The organism is Pseudomonas sp. GW821-FHT12A04, assembly GCF_058807755.1.
In genome coordinates this window covers 1-23,297 of sequence record NZ_JBXAQZ010000018.1, presented here as the reverse complement: position 1 = coordinate 23,297, position 23,297 = coordinate 1, and the positions used below count along the sequence as shown (strand labels likewise).

21 protein-coding genes and 1 pseudogene are annotated in these 23,297 nt (G+C 60.1%); 15 read left to right on the top strand and 7 right to left on the bottom strand.

All coding sequences use genetic code 11. The features are described from left to right. The first annotated feature begins 22 nt into the window (after positions 1-22). From lysS to AC1RS8_RS25140, 6 genes are all read left to right on the top strand, one after another. Positions 23-1,525 (top strand): lysine--tRNA ligase, encoded by a 1,503-nt coding sequence (gene lysS / locus AC1RS8_RS25165; RefSeq protein ID WP_057716207.1) that lies wholly within the window; start codon positions 23-25, stop codon positions 1,523-1,525. 98 nt (positions 1,526-1,623) lie between these two features. Then, positions 1,624-2,340: a TetR/AcrR family transcriptional regulator gene (locus AC1RS8_RS25160; protein WP_090453336.1), complete on the top strand. Its 717-nt coding sequence runs from the start codon at positions 1,624-1,626 to the stop codon at positions 2,338-2,340. Between the two features lie 232 nt (positions 2,341-2,572). Further along, a complete protein-coding gene (locus AC1RS8_RS25155; RefSeq protein WP_090453338.1) occupies positions 2,573-3,127 on the top strand; it encodes a hypothetical protein in 555 nt (184 codons plus the stop codon). A gap of 32 nt (positions 3,128-3,159) precedes the next feature. Continuing rightward, positions 3,160-4,437 (top strand): flavohemoglobin expression-modulating QEGLA motif protein, encoded by a 1,278-nt coding sequence (locus AC1RS8_RS25150; protein WP_057716204.1) that lies wholly within the window; start codon positions 3,160-3,162, stop codon positions 4,435-4,437. Positions 4,438-4,583: 146 nt separating this feature from the next. Further along, complete coding sequence (locus AC1RS8_RS25145) at positions 4,584-5,498, top strand: alpha/beta hydrolase (protein WP_218495024.1); 915 nt, start codon at positions 4,584-4,586, stop codon at positions 5,496-5,498. Then, complete coding sequence (locus AC1RS8_RS25140) at positions 5,495-5,824, top strand: PA3694 family proteiin (RefSeq protein WP_057716202.1); 330 nt, start codon at positions 5,495-5,497, stop codon at positions 5,822-5,824. Before AC1RS8_RS25145 ends, AC1RS8_RS25140 begins: the two co-directional genes overlap by 4 nt. Positions 5,825-5,962: 138 nt before the next feature. On the opposite strand, the pseudogene AC1RS8_RS25135 reads toward AC1RS8_RS25140, so the two are convergent. The 5 genes and pseudogenes from AC1RS8_RS25135 to AC1RS8_RS25115 form a co-directional block, all read right to left on the bottom strand. Next, positions 5,963-6,049: pseudogene (locus tag AC1RS8_RS25135) on the bottom strand (OmpA family protein); the annotation flags it as partial. 91 nt (positions 6,050-6,140) lie between these two features. Continuing rightward, positions 6,141-7,550 (bottom strand): Ig-like domain-containing protein, encoded by a 1,410-nt coding sequence (locus AC1RS8_RS25130; protein WP_489339881.1) that lies wholly within the window; start codon positions 7,548-7,550, stop codon positions 6,141-6,143. Between the two features lie 137 nt (positions 7,551-7,687). Continuing rightward, positions 7,688-8,479, bottom strand: coding sequence for a lipotoxin F family OmpA-related lipoprotein LptF (gene lptF / locus AC1RS8_RS25125; protein ID WP_489339882.1), 792 nt, complete (start codon positions 8,477-8,479; stop codon positions 7,688-7,690). Between the two features lie 45 nt (positions 8,480-8,524). After that, on the bottom strand, positions 8,525-8,938 hold the full coding sequence (locus AC1RS8_RS25120; RefSeq protein ID WP_057716200.1) for a DUF4398 domain-containing protein: 414 nt from the start codon (positions 8,936-8,938) through the stop codon (positions 8,525-8,527). A gap of 321 nt (positions 8,939-9,259) precedes the next feature. Beyond that, positions 9,260-9,604, bottom strand: coding sequence for a hypothetical protein (locus tag AC1RS8_RS25115; RefSeq protein WP_056721034.1), 345 nt, complete (start codon positions 9,602-9,604; stop codon positions 9,260-9,262). A 202-nt stretch (positions 9,605-9,806) separates the two neighbouring features. On the opposite strand from AC1RS8_RS25115, the gene ppc reads away from it, so the two are divergent. The 6 genes from ppc to AC1RS8_RS25085 all read left to right on the top strand — a co-directional run bounded on the left by ppc (position 9,807) and on the right by AC1RS8_RS25085 (position 16,419). Then, positions 9,807-12,437, top strand: a complete 2,631-nt coding sequence (gene ppc / locus AC1RS8_RS25110; protein ID WP_340315468.1) for a phosphoenolpyruvate carboxylase — start codon at positions 9,807-9,809, stop codon at positions 12,435-12,437. 288 nt (positions 12,438-12,725) lie between these two features. Beyond that, positions 12,726-13,373, top strand: a complete 648-nt coding sequence (gene adk / locus AC1RS8_RS25105; RefSeq protein ID WP_057716198.1) for an adenylate kinase — start codon at positions 12,726-12,728, stop codon at positions 13,371-13,373. Between the two features lie 94 nt (positions 13,374-13,467). Then, entirely contained in the window at positions 13,468-14,142 is a 675-nt protein-coding gene (gene tsaB, locus AC1RS8_RS25100; protein ID WP_057716197.1) for a tRNA (adenosine(37)-N6)-threonylcarbamoyltransferase complex dimerization subunit type 1 TsaB, read from the top strand. 255 nt (positions 14,143-14,397) lie between these two features. Beyond that, a complete protein-coding gene (locus tag AC1RS8_RS25095; protein WP_489339883.1) occupies positions 14,398-14,703 on the top strand; it encodes a hypothetical protein in 306 nt (101 codons plus the stop codon). Continuing rightward, entirely contained in the window at positions 14,703-15,563 is an 861-nt protein-coding gene (locus AC1RS8_RS25090; RefSeq protein WP_489339884.1) for a DUF72 domain-containing protein, read from the top strand. Before AC1RS8_RS25095 ends, AC1RS8_RS25090 begins: the two co-directional genes overlap by 1 nt. Before the next feature lie 34 nt (positions 15,564-15,597). Further along, positions 15,598-16,419, top strand: a complete 822-nt coding sequence (locus tag AC1RS8_RS25085) for an isocitrate lyase/PEP mutase family protein (protein WP_429520669.1) — start codon at positions 15,598-15,600, stop codon at positions 16,417-16,419. A gap of 22 nt (positions 16,420-16,441) precedes the next feature. Here AC1RS8_RS25085 and AC1RS8_RS25080 read toward each other — a convergent pair whose 3' ends face one another. Continuing rightward, the gene (locus tag AC1RS8_RS25080) at positions 16,442-17,062 is read right to left on the bottom strand and encodes an energy transducer TonB (protein ID WP_340315475.1); all 621 of its coding nucleotides are present in this window, start codon (positions 17,060-17,062) and stop codon (positions 16,442-16,444) included. A gap of 93 nt (positions 17,063-17,155) precedes the next feature. On the opposite strand from AC1RS8_RS25080, the gene AC1RS8_RS25075 reads away from it, so the two are divergent. Next, entirely contained in the window at positions 17,156-17,938 is a 783-nt protein-coding gene (locus AC1RS8_RS25075; protein WP_150812883.1) for a class I SAM-dependent methyltransferase, read from the top strand. A gap of 112 nt (positions 17,939-18,050) precedes the next feature. Here AC1RS8_RS25075 and AC1RS8_RS25070 read toward each other — a convergent pair whose 3' ends face one another. Next, complete coding sequence (locus AC1RS8_RS25070; protein WP_340315477.1) at positions 18,051-18,689, bottom strand: TetR/AcrR family transcriptional regulator; 639 nt, start codon at positions 18,687-18,689, stop codon at positions 18,051-18,053. 93 nt (positions 18,690-18,782) lie between these two features. On the opposite strand from AC1RS8_RS25070, the gene AC1RS8_RS25065 reads away from it, so the two are divergent. Both AC1RS8_RS25065 and AC1RS8_RS25060 read left to right on the top strand, forming a co-directional pair. After that, the gene (locus tag AC1RS8_RS25065; protein WP_057716190.1) at positions 18,783-19,883 is read left to right on the top strand and encodes an efflux RND transporter periplasmic adaptor subunit; all 1,101 of its coding nucleotides are present in this window, start codon (positions 18,783-18,785) and stop codon (positions 19,881-19,883) included. Between the two features lie 6 nt (positions 19,884-19,889). Then, positions 19,890-22,955 carry an efflux RND transporter permease subunit gene (locus AC1RS8_RS25060; protein WP_489339885.1) on the top strand — a complete coding sequence of 1,022 codons (3,066 nt, stop codon included), beginning with the start codon at positions 19,890-19,892 and terminating at the stop codon, positions 22,953-22,955. Positions 22,956-23,297: the final 342 nt, after the last annotated feature.

Genomic DNA, 23,297 nt, shown 5'->3' with positions numbered 1-23,297 from the left:
CTGTGATGGAATATTTAAAGACATGAGCGACCTAGAACTCGACCCGCAAGCCCTGCAACAGGAAGAAAACTCCCTGATCGCCCTGCGCAAGGAAAAGCTTGCTGCCGAGCGCGCCAAGGGCAATGCCTTCCCGAACGACTTCCGCCGCGAAAACTACTGCGAACAACTGCAGAAACAGTACGCGGACAAGACCAAGGAAGAGCTGGCAGAGGCTGCGATCCCGGTCAAGGTTGCCGGTCGTATCATGCTCAACCGTGGCTCGTTCATGGTGATCCAGGACATGACCGGTCGTATCCAGGTCTACGTCAACCGCAAAACCCTGTCCGAAGAGACCCTGGCCGCGGTGAAAACCTGGGACATGGGCGACATCATTGCCGCCGAAGGCACCCTGGCCCGTTCCGGCAAGGGCGACCTGTATGTCGAAATGACCAGCGTGCGCCTGCTGACCAAATCCCTGCGCCCGCTGCCGGACAAGCACCACGGCCTGACCGACACCGAACAGCGCTACCGCCAGCGTTACGTCGACCTGATCGTCAACGAAGACGTGCGCCAGACGTTCCGCGTGCGTTCGCAAGTCATCGCCCACATCCGCAGCTTCCTGATGAAGCGTGACTTCCTGGAAGTGGAAACGCCGATGCTGCAGACCATTCCTGGCGGCGCGGCGGCCAAGCCGTTCGAAACCCACCACAATGCGCTGGACATGGGCATGTTCCTGCGTATCGCGCCGGAGCTGTACCTCAAGCGCCTGGTTGTTGGCGGGTTCGAGAAAGTGTTCGAGATCAACCGCAACTTCCGTAACGAAGGCGTTTCGACTCGTCACAACCCTGAATTCACCATGTTGGAGTTCTACCAGGCCTACGCCGACTACGAAGACAACATGGACCTGACCGAAGAACTGTTCCGAGAACTGGCGCAGCTGGTTCTGGGCAGCACCGACGTGCCGTACGGCGACAAGGTGTTCCACTTCGGCGAGCCGTTCGTGCGTCTGTCGGTGTTCGACTCGATCCTCAAGTACAACCCTGAGCTGACCGCCGATGATCTGAACGACATCGACAAGGCTCGCGCCATCGCCAAGAAGGCCGGCGCCAAGGTGCTGGGCTTCGAAGGCCTGGGCAAGCTGCAGGTGATGATTTTCGAAGAACTGGTCGAGCACAAGCTGGAGCAGCCGCACTTCATTACCCAGTACCCGTTCGAAGTGTCGCCGCTGGCCCGTCGTAACGACGACAACCCGAACGTCACCGACCGTTTCGAACTGTTCATCGGTGGTCGTGAAATCGCCAACGCCTACTCCGAGTTGAACGACGCGGAAGACCAGGCCGAGCGCTTCATGGCCCAGGTGGCCGACAAGGACGCCGGCGACGACGAAGCCATGCACTACGACGCCGACTTCGTTCGTGCGCTGGAGTACGGCATGCCGCCAACGGCGGGTGAAGGCATCGGTATCGACCGTCTGGTGATGCTGCTGACCAACTCCCCGTCGATCCGCGACGTGATCCTGTTCCCGCACATGCGGCCGCAAGCGTAAGTGTTTCAAATAAAAAGCCGCCTTTGAGGCGGCTTTTTATTGCCTGTCTGGTACAAACGTATCAACTTGTTAGTTTCATCTGAGAGGAAATACCTGTCGTGATTCGTGCAATAGCTCAAGAAGGTGCAGCGGGTATCGCCACTGCGGTCGCTGAAAGCGTTCAGTACCAGGGCCGCAAGGCCAGCCGACAGGGCAGTGAGCAGCGTCGACAGGACATTCTCGACGCCGCCATGCGCATTGTCGTGCGTGACGGCGTGCGTGCCGTCCGACACCGCGCGGTGGCCGCCGAGGCGCAAGTGCCGTTGTCGGCGACCACCTACTATTTCAAGGATATCGATGACCTGCTCACCGATACCTTCGCCCAATACGTGGAACGCAGTGCGGCGTACATGGGCAAGCTGTGGGTGAACAACGAGGGTCTGCTGCGCGAGATGATCGACAGTGGCGACGGCAGCCCGCAGGCGCGCTCGAAACTGGCGGACGACATTGCACGGCTGATGACCGATTACGTTCACCGGCAACTGGTCAATCGTCGCGAACATTTGATGGCCGAGCAGGCGTTCCGTCAGGAGGCGTTGCTCAACCCGCGCCTGGCCGAACTGGTGCGCTCGCATCAGCAAATCCTGTTGCAGGGCTCTTGCCAGCTGTTCCAGGTATTGGGCTCGCGCGAGCCGCATCAGGATGCCAAGGTGTTGACGGCGATTATCGGCCGGATGGAATATCAGGGCCTGCTCAACGTAGACGAGCCTGCCGCCGAAGAGGAAATGCTCGGCATCCTGACGCGCTACATGCACCTGGTGCTGGCGTCGGTGTAGTCCGGCTGGCTCTTCACCCTGTGGGAGCGAGCTTTTGTGGCGAGGGGGCTTGCCCCCGTTGGGTGGCAAAGCCACCCCAAAATCTGCGGCCGCGGTGAGACAGTCAGTTCAGATGCGCAGGTTTTACGACTGCTTCGCAGCCGAACGGGGGCAAGCCCCCTCACCACACAAGCTTGCTCCCACAGGGGAAGGTGTCCACTTCAGGGCGGCGTATGTTCATAGGGAGTATTGAATGAAAGCCTGGCGTGTCGTTGTGATCGCCTTGTCGTTCCTGCTGCTCAGTGGCTGTCTGGTGACCTTCAAGGAACCGCTGCCCACGAGCGAGCCCGCGCCCAAAGGGTTGCTCGGCAAGTGGACCAGCACCAGCGCCTGGGGCGAGCCCGTCAATCTGGAGTTGACCCGCATCGCCGACAATCGCTACCAGGCCGTCAGCTACTTCAAGGCCAAACCCAAGGAGCGTGAAGCCTACCCCTTCACCGTGTCGCGCCATGGCAACCGTTGGTACTTGTCGGCGAAGGTGCCGGCGCAGTTCGGCGGGTATTTCATCATCGGCGGCTTTGAGCTGACCGACCAGCGTGAACTGGTGCTGTACAACCTCGACCCCGAACAGATCAACCAGGCGCTGAAGCAAAACGCCCTGAGCGGAGAAGCGTTTCAGACTGACGACGGCGCAGGCGTGCTGATCAACAGCTCCATGGATCAAGTCGCCGCCTACCTCGACGACCCGGCCAATTCCGATGTGTTCGTCGAAGCCGTACGCTACCAGCGTCAGGCCAAAGCCAAATAAGCAGCACAATCAGGTTTCTACAGGAGTTTCGGGTGGACGATTACCAACAGTCGATACGCATTTTGTCCGATCGCATCGTGCTCGCGCAGACGCCGATCCGCGTCCTCGATGCGGTCAAGTGGGACGACAACATTCGTAAGGGCTTCCTCAAGGCCAAAGGCAAGGAAATGCCGGCGGTGGACCGCGACTACTACCTCAACCGGCCGCTGGCGTTCGATTCCAGCAAAGTGAAGCTGGAGTTCCAGAACATCGAGCGCGACATCACCCGCCAGCTCGGCCAGTTCAACCCGGTCGGCCAGATCATGCGTCGCATGTGCAAGGAATACCGCATGGTGGTGCGCATGCTCGAAGCGCGCGGCACCGAGGATTTCGGCCTGATCTCGCAGGAATTGTATGGTGCCGCCTCCGATGCGTTCCACGCCGGCGACCCGACGCTGTCCGACCTGGGCATGATGTTGTCCGAATACCTGAACAACATCGACGGCCGCGGCGACCTCAAGGATGAGCCGAAGACGCTGACGGCCAAGGATGCGGTCGACCTGTTGCAGCATCGCTTGAACAAGGTATTTGGCGAAGCCGAGGAAACCATCCGGGTGTTCGAGTCCGACGGCATCGTCGCCGATGCGGCGGCCGGCGCCGACTACATCAAGATCCGCTCCGATGCGATGTTCAATCAGCGCGATGTGCGCGCCCTGGAGGTCCACGAAGGGCTGGTGCATGTCGGCACCACCCTCAACGGTCTGAACCAGCCGATTTGCACCTTCCTCTCCAAGGGGCCGCCCTCGTCGACGGTGACCCAGGAAGGCCTGGCGATCCTGATGGAAATCATCACCTTCGCCTCGTACCCCAGTCGCCTGCGCAAACTGACCAACCGCACGCGGGCCATTCATATGGTGGAGGAGGGTGCCGACTTCCTGCAGGTGTTCGAGTTCTTCCGCGAGCAAGGCTTCGAAATGCCCGAGAGCTACAGCAACGCCAGTCGCGTTTTCCGCGGCTCGGTGCCGACAGGTCTGCCATTTACCAAAGACTTGTCCTACCTCAAGGGCTTCATCATGATTTACAACTACATTCAACTGGCCGTGCGTAAAGGCAAGCTGGAGCAGATACCGCTGTTGTTCTGCGGCAAGACCACCCTGGAAGACATGCGTACCTTGCGCCAGTTGGTGGATGAAGGTCTGGTGGTTCCGCCCAAGTACCTGCCGGAACAGTTCCGCGACATGAACGCGCTGTCGGCGTGGATGTGCTTCTCCAACTTCCTCAACCACCTGAGCCTGGACCGGATCGAGGCGGATTACTCGAACATCTTGTGAACAAAGAATTCCCCTGTGGGAGCGAGCTTGCTCGCGATGGCGGCTTTACATTCAACATGGGTGCAAGCTGACAGATCGCAATCGCGAGCAAGCTCGCTCCCACAGGGGATTGTGTTCCAATCCATTATTTCGCGAGGTTTCACCGGATGAGAATCCTCGGCATCGTCTGCCTTCTCCTGGCCCTGAACGGCTGCAGTTCGCTGCTGTTCTACCCCGAACCCGGCCAGTTGTTCACGCCGGAAAAGGCCGGGCTCGAATACCGCACCGTCACCTTGAACACCGCCGATGGCCTCAAGCTGAACGCGTGGTGGCTGCCGGTGAAGCAGGGTGTCGAGGTCAAAGGCACGGTGCTGCACCTGCACGGTAACGGCGGCAATCTGCCAATGCATCTGGGCGGGAGTTGGTGGTTGCCGGAACAGGGCTATCAAGTGCTGCTGGTGGACTATCGCGGTTATGGCTTGTCCGAAGGCAAACCGAGCCTGCCGGCGATCTATCAGGACATCGATGCGGCGTTCAAATGGCTCGACCAGGCCCCCGAGGTCAAGGGCAAGCCGTTGATCCTGCTTGGCCAAAGCCTTGGCGGTTCGATGGCTGTCCACTACCTCGTTCAACACCCCGAGCGGCAGAAACAACTCAAGGCTTTTGTCCTCGACGGCGTGCCCGCCAGTTATCGCAGTGTCGGCCGGTATGCGCTGAGTAATTCATGGGTGTTCTGGACGTTCCAGGTGCCGCTGTCGTGGCTGGTGCCGGACGGCGACAGCGCGATCAACTCCATGACGCAACTCAAGGACGTGCCGAAACTGATCTACCACAGCATCGACGATCCGATCGTGCCTCTTTCCAACGGCATCCGACTGTATCAAGCTGCGCCGCCGCCGCGGGTGCTGCAACTGACCCGTGGCGGTCATGTGCAGACGTTCGCCGACCCGGTCTGGCGCAAGGTCATGCTGCGTTATCTCGATGACCCGCAACATTTCAACGGCCTGCGCCGCCTGGGTGAAATCCCCAACTACCCGGCGCCCCCGAATTCAGAAGATGAACCACCAGAGAGTCCGCAATGAGTGAAGAACGCAACGCCATCCCGCTGATCATCACCGGTATCTGCAGCATCCTCGGCACCGTCGGTGCCCTGTGGTGGTACGGCTACCTGCACTTCGCCAAGCCCGAGGATGCGTTGCTGCTCAGCGACTTCACCATGCTCAAGACCGTGCCGGGCGAGGACTACAAGGTTTCCCTGGCGCCGGCGGCCCAAGTGGCCCAGTGCATCGATGGCGTGCTGGTGCTGTTCGACACCGAACAGAAAGGCCTGACCGGCGTGCTGGTCGACAGCAAGAAAAAAGCCGTGCGCTGCATGGGGCAGGAGACGCCGCAGAAGCTGGAGCAGTAACGCGATTCTGGCTGGCAATAAAGAACCAATGTGGGAGTGAGCTTGCTCGCGATGGCGGTGTAACAGTCAACATGGATGTTGAATGTTATGGCCTCATCGCGAGCAAGCTCGCTCCCACAGGTTTTGCATTGAGGCAAATTACTGGGTGTAAGAGCTAACCGCCGAACGCGGAATCACCGGTTGGTTATCGTTGGAAATCGTCACTTCCACCCGACGGTGCATCGCCGGTTCGAGGTGCTGGGTGACGGTGCAGGTTAAATCAACACCGTCCTCCTTCAGTGCCATCAACCCGGTGCCGGTGAGAAAAGTAAAATAGTCATCGCGCTACTTCAAACCAGCGAAAGTTTATCAGCGATGTGCTATTGCCAGCTTCTTGGATTACACCCGCGTTAAATATTCCAGGCGGAAGTGACGGTAGCGTTATCCGCCAAACTCCAGTAGCGTCTGCAGTAGTTGTTTCAATACTCGACTTGCTGTTTTTAGAACTCATTGTATAGGAAAGGGTTATCCCAGCCCCTGGGATACTGGTGCCTTGAAATGTAACGGGATTTGGAGTGGCTGGTGCTCCGGAGGCAGGAGTTTGAATACCTGGTGGTAGTAATGGTAGTCCAATTACGGGGCAAGGTGGACTTGTCTCGCCATTGATTGCAATGGCAACTGTCGCCCCATCTGCCGATGTTGTGCATACACGGACAGTAATACCTGCTGTGTCATCCTTCAAAACTTTACCGGGTTGCAGGGCAGGGTCAACGGTCGTGGCTGATTCTGGAGTCGCATCGAGCTGAATGTTAGTTACAACCCTGTCTGTGGTTGTGTATCTCACCCAAACACCGTTAGCTCGATTATCGGTTGGTGGGAAATTATCGTAATGGGTGGGTCTGCGAAATTCCAGGGCGATTTGACTAGGAGTCAAACCGGTACGATTGATGAGATAAAGTTGCGGTCCACTTTGGCCCAGTACACCCAGGCGATATAGGCCTGAGCGCTCGATTACAGCTGCCTGCGATTTATCCAGCCAACCGGCATACCAGCGGTAGTTTGCTGGGAAGAGCCCCATGCCGCTGTTCACTGGATCACCTGAATCGGTAGGGGTTTTGGTGTAGGGGATGGGGTTGATGACCTCGCAATGATCGGGAGCAAAAACGGTGTCATTTGCTTGCCGGCATTTCGTGTAGATTTTTCCGTGGTTGAATCCGAGGTTATGTCCGAACTCATGTGCCCATATAAAATGGCCATAACCCGACCCGCCCACAATCAACCTGTTTCCCGGCATTTGGGCTTCGCCTCCAATCGCCTCCCTCATGAAGATAAAAAAGTAATCGTATAGCTTTGGATCATAGCCCTGCTGCTTGGCTGCCTCCATAACGCGTTGCATGGTGATGTTAAAATTTCCGGGATATGGTTCGGCAATTCTGGCGGTGAGTGTCGTCCATTTTAAAGTCAGTTTGCCCATTGAAGCTTGTCGTATGTAATCACCGATAGAGCCTGGTTGTTCCGAGGCTGTTTCGGCATAAAGTTTTTGCATGTCGATTTCGCCACTGCCCTGCCAGTGAGTTGCTACTAGCAATACCTTTCTTTCTCCAACGACAGGTCGCTGGTTAACACCTGCTTGTGGCAAAGGAAGGTTGGTTGGAATGGCGTCATCGTTCATTTGGTGTTTCGATTGTGCGCCAGCCACTTGAACTACGATCATGCACGCCCACAAGAGTGCGGCTTTCAGTTTCATGATTCCTTCCTCTAAGTTCTGAAGGTTCTTCATAATTTAGTTTCAGGAATCTCGCTACTGTCAGAAATGACAGTAGCGATTAGTGGCGCAAAAAAAACCGCCTTAAAGGCGGTTTTTTTGCGATAAAGCATCTTGCCTCAGTTCGAGCTAACCGCCGAACGCGGAATCACCGGTTGGTTATCGTTGGAAATCGTCACTTCCACCCGACGGTTCATCGCCCGGCCCGAAGTGCTGCTGTTATCCGCCACCGGATACTCCTTGCCGTAACCCTGGGCGACGATACGCGCAGGATCAACGCCCATCTTCACCAGTGCCGCACGCACGGAACCCGCGCGACGTTCCGACAGCGACTGGTTGTGCGACGCCGTACCGGTGCTGTCGGTATAGCCCTCGACAATCACTTTGCGCTCGGGGTTTTCCTGTAGGTACTGCGCCAGTTTGTTGATGTTCGCCAGGCCGTTGGATTTCAGCTCGGCCTTGTCGGTGGCGAACAGCACATCACCGAAGGTCACCAGTGTTCCGCGATCGGTCTGCCTGGCGTTGAGGCTGTCCTTCAACTGTTTGATCTGCTGATCACGGGCGTCAAGGCGCGCCTGAGCCCGTTGCGCCGAGGCATCTTTCAGGCTGGCCTCGGCGGTGCGCAGGGCGATGGTCTGCTTGGCCACTTCGACGCGCTGGTTGGTCAAATAGGCAAGCTGGTCGACCGTGGTCACGTCCTCCTTGTCCCTGTAGGCCTTATCGGCCTTGTCCAGATAGTCGCTGGCTTCCTTGGTTTCCAGGGCCGCAACCTTGGCCGCTTGCGGATCGGTTTGCAGGCCGGTGTAGTTGGTGCGGGCCTGTTCGAGGTTGGCGTTCGGTGGTGTGGAACAGGCTGCCAGGGTTACGGTGACAGCCAGCAGGGCAGGGATCATCAATTGATTGGATTTCATGATTTCGTCCTTTTAGTCGAATGGGAATGCGTGGTGCCGCGCCGCTTACTGAACGGTGCGCTGGCTTTCCTGACGCAATTCCTGAACGCCTTTCTGCGCGTCCTTCACTGATTGTTCGGCCTTCATCGCCTGGGCCTTGCGCTCGGCCACGCGAGCGTCCCACTCGGCCTGTTCGGCGAGCATCCGGGCCTGGTCGTATTTTTTGTCGTGCATGGCGATTTCGGCTTGCTTGAGCTTGTCCTGGGCCGACTTCATTTCCACGGCGGCGAACTCGGTGCCGCCGGCGCTCACGGCGTCGTTGACGGCCGATTGGGTGACCGCGTACTGCTCGGTCGGCGGGTTACCGGCGCAGCCGGCCAGGACCAGGCTGCTGCCCAGGGCCAACGCCGCCAGTTTGAGGCTACGCGAACAGGTGAATGAGGGGCTTCCGATTCGGGTTTTCATGGTCTTCAACTCCATTGGGCCAGTTCCTGAAAAACGTCGAAGTCCACCCTGGGCAGGGCGCTGAAACCATCAATTGCGGGGTATTTTGAAACGCTCGTCCCAGGCGTGGTTACTTGGGTTGACCCGAGGCTTTTTTTGAAAGTTCAGAGAAATTAGTCAGCTATTGAAAAAACCGTGAACGAATCGACAGGGCTCTAAATCGCATACTTGTGGGAGCGAGCCTGCTCGCGATGGACTTCACTACGCCGCGTTTAATCAGTCATCACGCGGTTTCGTTAACGCCCATCGCGAGCAGGCTCGCTCCCACATAAGGAAGTAGGAGTGCGGGGGAATAAATCAGTGTTTCTGTTTGTCCTCAGGCACCGACAAATCGTGCAAATGCCGACGGGACAGCGCCAGAAAGCGCGGGGTCGGCCCAATGTCTTCGTACAGCGGATCGCCTTCTTCATCGGTGGCGACCACGGTTGTGCCCTTGACGTACGGGAAGCTTCTTTCCAGCTCTTCCAGTGCGGCGCCGATCAGATCGCCGAGCAGTTCTTCAGGATGCCGCTTGGGATACATCTCGACGAGCGCGGCCAGGCGTGCGGCAGACTCCACGTCCAGATGAATCGAGTAGCCGGTGTCGGTCAGGCGTCCTTTGGCGTTTTCTTCCCAGTGGTGGGCAAGCTCGCGGATTTTCATATTGACCTCATTGCGCTCCCGCTCGTGGCAGGCAGAGTGAGTGTCCGGCATTGGCCGGCGACAACCGTTGTACGGCTTACCGTTCAGACTAGCCTCAACAGGCAAGGTTTACAGTCCCTTCGTCGTCTTGCTTGTAAGAACCTGTCTGGGGCGGCACTCTCTTGTTTCTTAGCCGCCCGGATTTTTTGCTGGAGACCTGCTGATGACCGATATTGATGCACGCTTGCGCGAGGACGTTCACCTGTTGGGTGAGCTGTTGGGCAACACCATTCGTGAACAATATGGCGACGGTTTTCTCGACAAGATCGAGCAGATCCGCAAAGGCGCCAAGGCTGACCGGCGCGGCTCCATGGACGCCGAGCTCAGCGCCAGCCTCAACCAGTTGACCGAAGACGAGCTGCTGCCGGTGGCGCGGGCGTTCAACCAGTTCCTCAACCTGGCCAACATCGCCGAGCAATATCAGTTGATTCACCGTCGCGAGGAATCCCGGGAGGCGCCGTTCGAAGCCCGGGTGCTGCCGGAGTTGCTCGCGCGCCTGCGCGCCGAAGGGCATGGCGCCGACGCGCTGGCCCGGCAACTGGGCCGGCTGGAGATCGAGCTGGTACTCACGGCGCACCCTACCGAAGTTGCACGCCGCACACTGATCCAGAAGTACGACGCCATCGCCGCGCAACTGGCGGCTCAGGATCACCGTGACCTGACCAGTGCCGAGCGCGAGCAGATCAAGACCACCTTGCAACGCCTGATCGCCGAAGCCTGGCACACCGAGGAGATCCGCCGCACGCGCCCGACGCCGGTGGACGAAGCCAAGTGGGGTTTCGCGGTGATCGAGCATTCGCTGTGGCAGGCCATTCCCAATTATCTGCGCAAGGCCGATCAGGCCCTGTACGCCGCCACCGGCCTGCGCCTGCCACTGGAGGCGGCACCGATTCGCTTTGCCTCGTGGATGGGCGGCGACCGCGACGGCAACCCGAACGTGACGGCGGCGGTGACCCGAGAGGTTTTACTGTTGGCGCGCTGGATGGCGGCCGATTTGTACCTGCGCGATGTCGATCGCCTGGCCGCTGAGCTGTCGATGCAGCAGGCCAGCGATGAATTGAAAGCCAGGGCGGGAGACAGCGCCGAGCCGTACCGGGCAGTGCTCAAACACCTGCGCGAACGCCTGCGGGCAACGCGTAACTGGGCACATGCCGCCTTGTCGACTTCCGCACCGGCACCGATCGATGTGTTGCAGGACAACCGCGAACTGCTCGATCCACTGGAGCTTTGCTACCACTCCCTGCACGAGTGCGGCATGGGCGTGATCGCCGATGGGCCGTTGCTCGATTGCCTGCGTCGGGCAGTGACATTCGGTCTGTTCCTGGTTCGTCTGGATGTGCGCCAGGACTCGTCGCGACACACCGCCGCGATGACCGAAATCACCGACTACCTCGGCCTGGGCCGCTACGAGGACTGGAGCGAGGAGGAGCGCATCGCCTTCCTGATGCGCGAATTGAGCAATCGTCGGCCCTTGTTGCCGAACTACTTCAAGCCTTGCGCCGACACCGCCGAGGTGCTGGCGACCTGCCGGGAAATCGCCGCTGCGCCGCCGGCATCCCTCGGTTCCTATGTGATTTCCATGGCCGGTGCGGCTTCCGATGTACTCGCCGTGCAATTGCTACTCAAAGAGTCCGGCGTGTTGCGGCCGATGCGTGTGGTGCCACTGTTCGAAACCCTGGCCGACCTCGACAACGCAGGTCCGGTGATCGAGAAGCTTCTGCTGTTGCCTGGCTATCGCGCGCGCCTGCAAGGGCCGCAGGAAGTGATGATCGGCTACTCGGATTCGGCCAAGGACGCCGGCACCACCGCGGCGGCCTGGGCGCAGTACCGGGCGCAAGAGCGATTGGTGGATATCTGCCGCTCGCACGACGTCGAGCTGCTGTTGTTCCACGGTCGCGGCGGCACTGTGGGGCGCGGCGGCGGCCCGGCCCACGCGGCGATCCTGTCGCAGCCGCCGGGTTCGGTGGCGGGGCGTTTCCGCACCACCGAACAGGGCGAAATGATTCGATTCAAATTCGGCCTGCCGGACATCGCCGAGCAAAACCTCAATCTGTACCTGGCCGCCGTGCTTGAGGCGACCTTGCTGCCTCCGCCGCCACCTACGCCCGAGTGGCGCCATTTGATGGACGAACTGGCTGCGGATGGTGTCAGCGCCTACCGCGCCGTGGTGCGGGAAAACCCGCAGTTCGTGGAGTACTTCCGCCAGTCCACGCCGGAGCAGGAGCTCGGCCGTTTGCCGCTGGGCAGTCGTCCGGCCAAGCGCCGGGCCGGGGGGATCGAAAGCCTGCGGGCGATCCCATGGATTTTCGGCTGGACCCAGACGCGCCTGATGCTGCCGGCCTGGCTGGGTTGGGAAGCGGCCCTGAGCAAGGCGCTGGAGCGTGGCGAAGGCGAACTGCTGGGGCAAATGCGCGAGCAGTGGCCGTTCTTCCGCACCCGCATCGACATGCTGGAAATGGTCCTGGCCAAGGCCGATGCCGACATTGCACGGTCCTACGATGAGCGTCTGGTAGAGCCGAATCTGTTGCCATTGGGTGCGCACTTACGCGACCTATTGTCGCAGGCGTGCACCATCGTTCTCGGCCTGACCGGGCAGTCGCAGCTGCTGGCACATAGCCCAGCGACCCTTGAGTTCATCCGCTTGCGCAACACCTACCTCGACCCGCTTCATCTATTGCAGGCCGAGTTGCTGGCCCGTTCAAGAGTGCAGGACGTGGCGCAGGGCAGCCCGGTAGAACAGGCCTTGCTGGTGTCTGTGGCGGGGATTGCCGCCGGTTTGCGCAACACCGGCTAAGGTCTTTGCCATGGGGTCAGGCGTCCGGCAGGTGAGTCGGATGCCGCCGTTTGACGGGTGCAAAAGTGCTGCCAGGCGACAGTTAATGACGGGGTTGCGACTTGGGAAACTGTGCGCAATGGTCGCAGGAGGCAGCGGTTTCTCCGACTTTTGGCGTCTTGTGTGGGCGCAGCCTGCTGTGTATCTTGATCAGCCTTTGACCGTTTGGGCGGTCACGACCCTATTTTTGAGATTGGCCCCACGAGGCGAATCTGACGTTATCCATATAAAAAATTGAGGAGCACATCGATGCGCGTCATTCTGCTGGGAGCTCCCGGGGCCGGTAAAGGTACTCAGGCACAGTTCATCACCGAAAAATTCGGCATTCCGCAAATCTCCACCGGCGACATGTTGCGTGCAGCGGTCAAGGCCGGCACCGAGCTGGGCATCAAGGCCAAGAGCATCATGGATGCCGGTGGCCTGGTGTCCGATGACCTGATCATCGCACTGGTCAAGGACCGCATCGCCCAGTCCGACTGCGCCAACGGTTTCCTGTTCGATGGCTTCCCGCGCACCATTCCCCAGGCTGAAGCCCTGGTGACTGCAGGCGTCGAGCTCGATGCCGTGGTTGAAATCGCCGTTGAAGACGAAGAAATCGTCCAGCGTATCGCCGGTCGCCGTGTTCACGAGGCCAGCGGCCGCGTGTACCACATCGTCTACAACCCGCCGAAAGTGGCTGGCATTGACGACGTCACCGGTGAAGAGCTGGTGCAGCGCAAGGACGACACCGAAGAAACCGTGCGTCATCGCCTGTCGGTCTACCACTCCCAGACCAAGCCGCTGGTGGACTTCTACCAGAAGCTGTCGGCTGCCAATGGCAAGCCGAAGTACAGCCACATCGAAGGCGTCGGTTCGGTTGAAGCGATCACCGCCAAGGTGCTTGCAGCCCTGAGCTGAAAAGTCTGACCCGCTGCATCATCCACGGCCCGCTTGCGGGCCGTAGTTGTTTATACTGACGCACTTTTTTCTGATCTCTCTTGTGGATACATCGATGAGCACCTTGCTGGCCCTGGACACCGCGACTGAAGCTTGCTCCGTTGCCTTGCTGCATGACGGCAAGGTCACGAGCCATTACGAGGTGATCCCGCGCCTGCACGCGCAGAAGCTGTTGCCGATGATCAAGCAATTGCTGGCCGATGCGGGCACCACGCTGCAAGCGGTCGATGCCATTGCCTTCGGCCGTGGCCCGGGCGCCTTCACCGGTGTGCGTATCGCCATCGGCGTGGTGCAAGGCCTGGCGTTTGCCCTGGATCGCCCGGTGCTGCCGGTGTCGAACCTGGCCGTGCTGGCGCAACGTGCGCTGCGCGAACACGGCGCCACTCAGGTCGCCGCCGCCATCGATGCGCGCATGGATGAAGTGTATTGGGGTTGCTACCGCGAAACGGCCGGGGAGATGCGCCTGGTGGGGGCGGAAGCGGTACTGCCGCCGGAGTCCGCTGCATTGCCGGCCGATGCCGGCGGCGAATGGTTCGGCGCAGGCACCGGTTGGGGCTATGGCGAGCGTATCGCCGTCAGCCTGAGCGGGCAGGACGCGGGCATGTTGCCCCACGCGCAAGACTTGCTGACACTGGCGCGATTTGCCTGGGCGCGCGGCGAGGCGATCGTGGCCGATGAGGCGCAGCCGGTGTATCTGCGCGATAAAGTGGCGACACCCAAGGCGCGGTAATCTACTGGACCGGGGTGCTCCCATCGCGAGCAAGCTCGCTCCCACAGGTTTTGTGTTGGGCTCAATGTCTGGAGCACCGAAGACCCTGTGGGAGCGGGCTTGCCCGCGATGGCGATCTATCGGACGCAGCCAATCGTCATTTTCTAATCCGGCTTTTAAACCTTTTGCCTTTTATGTGTTCTAGTTATCACTCGGCGGTTTGCGAAGTGGATTTTGCGCCACTAAACTGCCATCACTGATTCCGAGTATGCACTTATGCGTATAGACGGCGTTTCCTCTCAGTCCTACCCCATCAAGCGCAAACCCCGCAAAGGCCGCGTGGTGGAAGACGACACCATTGATATCGAAGGCGAGCTGGAATTCCCGACTGAAGAGCAACTGGCTGCCCGCGCCGCCAAAGCCTCTGCGCAAAAACTGAGCAATCTTCCCGCCCGTCAGCAAGACATGATTTACCACCGTGCCATGAGCAAAAGCGTAGCGACAGCCCTGGCCAGCTACCTGAGCACCGCCGGTTTCGTCGATTGGGAAGCGGATGTGCTGGGTCTCGACCTGTACATCTGATGGTGCTGCCGTATTACCTCGGTTGCCCCTCCTGGAGCGAAAACGCCTGGCGCGACTACCTGTATCCGCCGGACGCCAAACCCGCCGATTTTCTTGATCTCTATTGCCAGGTTTTCAATGCCGTGGAAGGCAACACGACCTTCTACGCGAGCCCGGCTGCCAGCACCGTGCAGCGTTGGGCCGAAACCATGCCCGAACATTTTCGCTTCACCGCCAAGTTTCCCGGCGAGATCAGCCACGGTGGCGATCTGCGCGAGCAACTGACCGCCGCCGAAACCTTCCTGCAATTGCTCAGCCCTCTGGGTGAACGGGTGTCGCCACTTTGGTTGCAGTTGTCGAAAAGCTTCACGCCCCAACGTTTGCCTGAGCTGGCCGGATTTATCGATGCCCTGCAGCGACCACTGGCCGTTGAAGTGCGGCATGACGAGTTTTTCGCCAAGGGTGATAGCGAACGAATGCTCAACCGGCTGCTGCTGGATCGCGGTGTCGAACGCATCTGTCTCGATCCCCGTGCGCTGTTCAGTTGCACCTCGACCGAGCCTTCGGTGCTCCACGCCCAGTCGAAGAAACCCCGTGTGCCACCGCGGCCGGCGGCATTCACGCAATTTCCGCAGGTGCGTTTTATCGGCCATCCGACGCTTGAGGCCAACGATACGTTCCTGGAACCATGGGTCGAGAAAATCGCGTTATGGATCGAAGAAGGTCGTACGCCGTACATCTTCCTGCACACGGCCGACAACCTGCTGGCCGCGAAACTGGCGCAGCGTTTTCACGCCCGGCTGATGCTGCGTTTGCCTGGCTTGCCGACGCTGCCTGAGCTATACAGAGAACCCGTCGCCGAGCAACTTGGCCTGCTCTGAGGCGGATTCTTTCCCCTCTTCAGGAGCCTGCCCAATGGATGCGCAAACCCTTCGAGCCCAGGCGTTCAAAGCCCTTCACGAACGCCCCGGGGCATTTGTGATTCCCAATCCGTGGGATGCCGGTTCGGCAAAAATGCTTGCCAGCCTCGGCTTCGAGGCGCTGGCGACTACCAGTGCCGGTTATGCCTTTTCCCAGGGGCGTGCCGATGGCGGATTGACCCTCGACGATACCCTGATGAACGTTCAGGCGATTGTCGCCGCCACCGACCTGCCGGTTGCCGTGGACCTGGAAAACGGCTTTGCCGACAACCCGGCTGATTGCGCCAAAAGTATCTTGCGCGCGGCAGAGGCCGGCGCCGTCGGTGGTTCGATCGAAGATGCCACCGGCCGCGAAGAAGGCCCGATCTACTGTTTCGAACATGCCGTGGCGCGCATCGAAGCCGCTGTGGCTGCCGCTCGCAGTCTGCCGTTCGACTTTACGTTGACTGCCCGGGCGGAAAACTTCCTGCACGGCAATCCCGATCTGGCCGACACCATCCGCCGTTTGCAGGCATTCGCCGAGGCCGGTGCTGATGTGCTCTACGCACCGGGTCTGCGCAGTGCCGAGGATGTGCTGGCGGTGGTGCGCGCCGTGGCGCCAAAACCGGTGAATGTGTTGATGTCGGGCGGCTTGAAGCTGACGGTCGCGCAGTTGGGTGAGATGGGCGTCAAACGTATCAGCGTCGGTTCGGCGCTGGCATTGGCGGCCTATGGCGAATTCTTCCGCGCCGCCGAAGAAATCCAGACGTCAGGCACGTTCGGTTTCACATCCCGGTCGATGCCGTATCAGAAGGCGAATCAGTTTTTCAAAGGTTGAGGGAAGAGGGCGCGGCTGAGGATCAGGCGGCGATGCGCAGGTTCTGCAGGATGATCGGGCGCGCCCAGCCATTGTCGAAATCGAGTTGTTTCTGCTGCTCCACCCGTTCTTCTGGCGAGAACGGCGGGAACGGCTTGTCGAGCAGCTCGAGTTCGAACTCGGCGATGGGCAGGTGCAGCGGACGCGGTTGCGGGGCAGGGCCAGCTTCTGGCAGCGGTTGACCGGCGTTCAATACGATCGGGCGAACCCAGCCGCTTTCGAAGTCCTGCTGTTTTTGCTGGGCGACGATTTCGTCTGCCGGGAACGGTGGGAACGGCTTGTCGGCCAGGTCCATTTCGAATTCGGCAATCGGCAGGAACAGCGGCTCGGGCGGGCGGATTACGTTGTCCTTCACGTCGCATTCACGCTGGGACACGATGTGGGCCAGCAGGTCGCTGCCGACCGTGGGTTCAACAGGGCTTTCGAGATCGACCGGTGGAAAATTCAGAGACTCAGGTAGCACTTCACCCGACTGTTCGGCCAGCGCTCGGGCAAAGAAATCCTGCCAGATGTGGCTGACGCCGCTCAGTGCCTGGGTGTTTCGCAGGTTGTAGTCGCCGTAGGGCGAGATAAAACCTGTGATTGTGGGTTGAATGTCTGACATTTCTCTCGGTAGACGCTCAGCTCTGGCAAAATGCTCGATAGTTTTGTTATCGGCAGTTTTTGCCGATCATTAATTTTTTGAGCGTGTTTTCCGATGATTGATCAACCTGCGGCCTGCCGCATCCATGTCCAGGCCCTCGACGCGGCTTTCGAGCCACAAGCCTTGCAATGGGCCGAGCGCCTGGGCTTGCCAATGCAAGTAGCGGACGGCGAATTTGCCTTGCAGGTGGGTGACATGGGCTTGCAGCTGCAACAGCTGGGGCCGGATGCGCCGGGGCCGGTGCGGGTGGACTTCGTCGAGGGTGGTGCGGCCCATCGCCGACTGTACGGCGGCGGCAGTGGGCAGATGATCGCCAAGGCTGTTGGCGTCGCCCAAGGCGTGCGCCCGCGGGTGCTGGATGCCACGGCGGGGCTGGGCAAGGATGCGTTCGTGCTGGCCAGCCTCGGTTGCGAGATGAGCCTGATCGAGCGTCAGCCGCTGATCGGTGCCTTGCTGGAAGACGGCCTGGCCCGTGGCGCGGAAGATTTCGACGTGGCGCCGATCGTGGCGCGCATGCGCTTGCTCAAGGGCAATTCGATCGAGGTCATGCGCAACTGGGAGGGCGAACCGCCCCAGGTGATCTACCTCGACCCGATGTTCCCGCACCGCGAGAAAACCGCGCTGGTGAAGAAGGAAATGCGCCTGTTCCGGCCGCTGGTGGGCGATGATCCGGATGCGCCGGCATTGCTCGAAGCCGCGCTGGCCCTGGCCAGCCACAGGGTGGTGGTCAAGCGCCCGCGCAAGGCGCCTTGCATTGAAGGGCCGAAGCCGAGTCATGCGCTGGATGGCAAGTCCAGTCGGTATGACATCTATCCGAAGAAGGCGCTCAAGCCGTAGGACCGAGTCGCCCCAATCGCGAGAAAGCTCGCTCCCACAGGTACGGTGAAAACCTTGTGGGAGCGAGCTTGCTCGCGATGGCGTCAGTCCAGACACCAACAATCCATCAGGCTCACTCAGGCCGATAAGCCCGCATAAACAACCCCACCACCTCCCGCACATGGCTCTCCGCCTCTTCGCCAACCGGCGGCTCGCCGCAGCCATACAGCAAACGGAAATTCCCGGCGCCCTTGAGCAGGCAGAAGAAGTGCTCGGCCGCGTTGTGCGGCTTGTCGATGCGCAGCACACCACTTTCGTCGATCTTGCTCAGCAGGCGCTCCATGCCATGCAGCATGCGCTCTGGGCCGGCCTCAAAGAAAATTTGCGCGAGTTTCGGGTCCTGGCTGCCCAGGGTCATCATCAGGCGGTGCAGGTTCACTGATTCATCACTGTTGATCAGTTGATGAAAACCGCGCGCGATGTTCAGCAGCACGGTTTCCACGGCCACGCCTTCCGGCAGTTCGAAGAACAGCGGTGGCAACTGTTCCTCGCACTTGGCCATCACGGCGGAGGAGAACAGCGTCTCCTTGTCGTTGAAGTGGCTATAGACCGTCAGCTTCGACACGCCGGCCTCGGCCGCGACGGCATCCATGCTGGTATTGGCATAACCCTTACTCAGAAACAGCACTTTCGCTGCATCGAGAATTGCCTGGCGCTTGACCAGGTCCTTGGGTCTGCCTGGGCCATTGGGTGCTGAAAGATTGTTTGGCATATTCGTTTTTATTACTGGACTGGTGAGTTTGCTATTAATAACATACTGCTCAGTATAATTATTCAAAGCACCATTAGCGAAAGGTCCTTCACCATGTTCCGCTATGCCTTGTCCCTCGCGTTGCCAGTCACCCTGGCTTTTTTATTGTCTGCGTGTGGTCATGAAGAGGCGCCGCAAGTCAGCGTGCGCCCGGCCATGGTGGTCCAGCCAGAGCCTTCGGCGCAGGCCATGGAAAGCTATCCCGGTGAAGTTCGCGCGCGGTATGAGCCGGATCTGGCGTTCCGCATCGGCGGCAAAGTCAGCCGACGACTGGTCGAGGAGGGGCAGCGGGTCAAGGCCGATCAACCCTTGGCGGAGCTCGATCCCCAGGACGTGCGCCTGCAACTGGAGGCCACTCGCGCCCAGGTCGCAGCCGCCGAAGCCAATCTGAACCTGGTGCGATCCGAGCGTGATCGCTACAAGACCCTGATGGAGCGCCAACTGGTCAGTCGTTCGCAATACGACAACGCCGAAAACCTCTACCGTTCCGGTGAAGCGCGCCTCAAGCAAATCAAAGCCGAATTCAACGTTTCCAATAACCAGGCCAGCTACGCCGTGTTGCGTGCGCCGCAGGACGGCGTCGTGGCCAAGCGCCTGGTGGAAGTCGGGCAAGTCGTGGCAGCCGGGCAAACGGTGTTCACACTGGCCACCGATGGCGAGCGTGAAGTCTTGATCAGCCTGCCGGAGCAGAACTTCGGCCGCTTCAAGGTCGGTGAGCCGGTGTCAGTGGAACTCTGGACCCAACCCGACCAGCGTCTCGCCGGGCGCATCCGTGAATTGTCGCCGTCAGCCGATCCCAAGTCGCGTACCTTCGCGGCGCGTATCGCCTTCAAGACCGGCACTGTGCCTGTCGAACTGGGCCAGAGCGCCCGAGTGTTCGTGCAGGCCGCCGACGTGGTTCCACTGTCCGTTCCGCTGTCTGCGCTGACGGCGGAAAACGGCGTGACCTATGTCTGGGTCGTCCGCGCCAACAACACCTTGCAAAGGACCCCGGTGCGGGTCGGTGCCTTCGGCGAGAAAACCGTACCGGTGCTTGAAGGGCTCAGCGCCAGCGACTGGGTGGTGGCCGCCGGTGTTCATGTGCTTCTCGAAGGGCAGCAGGTGCGCCCGGTGGATCGCTCCAATCGCGTGGTCAATCTGGCGGACAAGGAGTAAGCCCCGATGCGCTTCAACGTTTCCGAATGGGCGCTGCGTAATCGCCAGATCGTCCTGTTCCTGATGCTGTTGCTGGCCATCGTCGGCGCACTTTCCTACACCAAACTCGGCCAGAGTGAGGACCCGCCGTTCACCTTCAAGGCCATGGTGATTCGCACCAACTGGCCGGGGGCGACCGCCGAGGAAGTCTCGCGCCAGGTCACCGAACGCATCGAAAAGAAACTGATGGAAACCGGCGAATACGAACGCATCGTGTCGTTCTCCCGCCCCGGCGAATCCCAGGTGACCTTCATTGCGCGCGACTCCATGCACTCGGTGGAGATCCCGGAGCTCTGGTATCAGGTGCGCAAGAAGATCAACGACATCCGTCATACCCTGCCGCCGGGGATTCAGGGACCGTTTTTCAACGATGAATTCGGCACCACTTTCGGCAATATTTACGCCCTGAGCGGCGAGGGTTTCGACTACGCCGTGCTCAAGGATTACGCCGACCGCATCCAGATCCAGCTGCAACGGGTCAAGGATGTGGGCAAGGTCGAGCTGCTGGGGCTGCAGGACGAGAAAATCTGGATCGAACTCTCCAACGTCAAGCTCGCCACCCTCGGCTTGCCGCTGGCGGTCGTCCAGCAAGCCCTTGAAGAACAGAACGCGGTGTCGACGGCAGGTTTCTTCGAAACCAGCAGCGAGCGTTTGCAGCTACGGGTGACGGGGAATTTTCAAACGGTCGACGAGATCAAGAACTTCCCGATCCGGGTCGGTGATCGCACCTTCCGCATCTCCGACGTGGCTGACGTGCGCCGTGGTTTCAACGATCCACCGGCACCGCGCATGCGCTTCATGGCGCAAGACGCCATCGGCCTGGCGGTGGCAATGAAGAACGGCGGTGACATCCTGGTACTGGGCAAGGCGCTGGAAATCGAGTTCGCCCGCATACAGAAAAACCTCCCGGCCGGCATGGAGTTGCGCAAAGTCTCCGACCAACCGGCGGCGGTGAAAACCGGTGTTGGTGAGTTCGTGCAAGTGTTGGTCGAGGCGCTGGCCATTGTGTTGCTGGTGAGCTTCTTCTCCCTTGGCGTGCGCACCGGCATGGTGGTGGCGCTGGCGATTCCGCTGGTGCTGGCGATGACGTTCGCGTGCATGTATTACCTGGGCATCGGCCTGCACAAGATCTCCCTCGGCGCGCTGGTACTGGCCCTGGGTTTGCTGGTGGACGACGCGATCATCGCCGTGGAAATGATGGCGATCAAAATGGAGCAGGGCTTCGACCGGGTCAAAGCGGCGAGTTATGCCTGGACCAGTACCGCGTTCCCGATGCTCACCGGTACGCTGATCACCGCGGCCGGCTTCCTGCCGATTGCCACGGCGCAATCGGGCACTGGCGAATACACCCGCTCGATCTTCGAGGTGGTCACCATCGCGCTGTTGGCGTCGTGGGTGGCCGCGGTGGTCTTCGTGCCGTACCTCGGGGAAAAACTTCTGCCGGACCTGGCGAAGATTCATGCCGCCAAACACGGTGCCGGCCAACCCGATCCCTATGCCACGCCGTTTTATCAGCGCGTCCGGCGTCTGGTGGAGTGGTGCGTGCGCTGGCGCAAAACCGTGATCCTGGCGACCGTGCTGTTGTTCATCGCTTCCATCGTGCTGTTCAAGTTTGTGCCGCAGCAGTTCTTCCCGGCATCGGGTCGCCTGGAGCTGATGGTCGATCTGAAACTGGCCGAAGGCGCTTCACTGAGCAACACCGCCGACGAGGTCAAACGCCTCGAAGCACTGCTCAAGGATAAGGCCGGGATCGACAATTACGTGGCCTATGTCGGTACCGGTTCGCCACGATTCTACCTGCCGCTGGATCAGCAACTGCCGGCGGCGAGCTTCGCCCAGTTTGTCGTCCTGGCAAAAACCATCGAAGAACGGGAAGCCCTGCGCACCTGGTTGATTTCAACCCTTAACGAGCAATTTCCCGCTCTGCGTTCGCGGGTCACGCGCCTGGAAAACGGTCCGCCGGTTGGCTATCCGGTGCAGTTCCGCGTGACCGGGGAGCACATCGAGGAGGTGCGGGCGCTGGCGCGCAAGGTCGCGGCCAAGGTTCGCGAGAATCCGCATGTGGTCAATGTCCACCTGGATTGGGAAGAACCGAGCAAGGTGGTGTACCTGAACATCGATCAGGACCGTGCGCGGGCGCTGGGCGTGAGCACGGCCAACCTGTCGAGGTTCCTGCAAAGCTCCCTGACCGGTTCCAGTGTCAGCCAGTACCGTGAAGACAACGAGTTGATCGAGATCCTGTTGCGCGGCACCGTGCATGAGCGCACCGAGTTGTCGTTGCTGCCGAGCCTGGCGGTACCGACCGATAACGGTCGCAGTGTCGCGCTGTCGCAGATCGCGACCCTGGAATACGGCTTCGAGGAGGGCATCATCTGGCACCGCAACCGCCTGCCTAACGTGACGGTTCGCGCCGACATCTATGGCAAGGAGCAACCGGCGACGCTGGTGCAGCAGATCATGCCGACCCTCGAACCGATTCGTGCCGAACTGCCGGATGGCTACTTGCTGGATGTCGGAGGCACGGTGGAAGACTCGGCGCGCGGACAGAACTCGGTGAAGGCCGGTGTGCCGTTGTTCATTGTGGTGGTGTTGACCTTGCTGATGCTGCAGCTGCGAAGTTTTTCGCGCACGGCGATGGTGTTCCTGACGGCGCCGCTGGGGTTGATCGGGGTGACGCTGTTTCTGTTGGTGTTCCGCCAGCCCTTTGGTTTCGTGGCCATGTTGGGGACTATCGCCTTGTCCGGGATGATCATGCGTAACTCGGTGATTCTGGTGGATCAGATCGAGCAGGATATTGCGGCGGGGCTCAAGCCTTGGCAGGCGATCATCGAGGCGACGGTGCGGCGGTTCCGGCCGATTGTGTTGACGGCGCTTGCGGCGGTGCTTGCCATGATTCCGTTGTCGCGTAGTGTGTTTTTCGGGCCGATGGCGGTGGCGATCATGGGGGGGTTGATCGTTGCTACGGCGTTGACGCTGCTGTTTTTGCCTGCCCTTTATGCCGCCTGGTTTCGGGTTCGCAAAGAGTCGGTTTGATGATTTGACCGTGGCGGCCTTCGGGCCGACCAGACTTTTGCGGGTGAATGCGATCCCCTGTGGGAGCGAGCTTGCTCGCGATGGCGGCCTGACAGTCGACCTGTATTTTGTTGACTGTGTACATATCCGTTGTTGCGGTAACGGCGGCTGGCGGTTTCGCCCTTACGGCGACTCACTTTTTTACAAGCGCCTAAAAAAGTAAGCAAAAAACGCTCGCCCCGAACGTCCGGCCCCTCGCCTAGGCTCGGGGTTCCTTCGCTCCGGTATTCATCCGGGGGCATTGCCCTCCGGTCGGCTTCGCTTCGACCTACATGCAATGAGTTCGACTGCGTCGAACGGCGC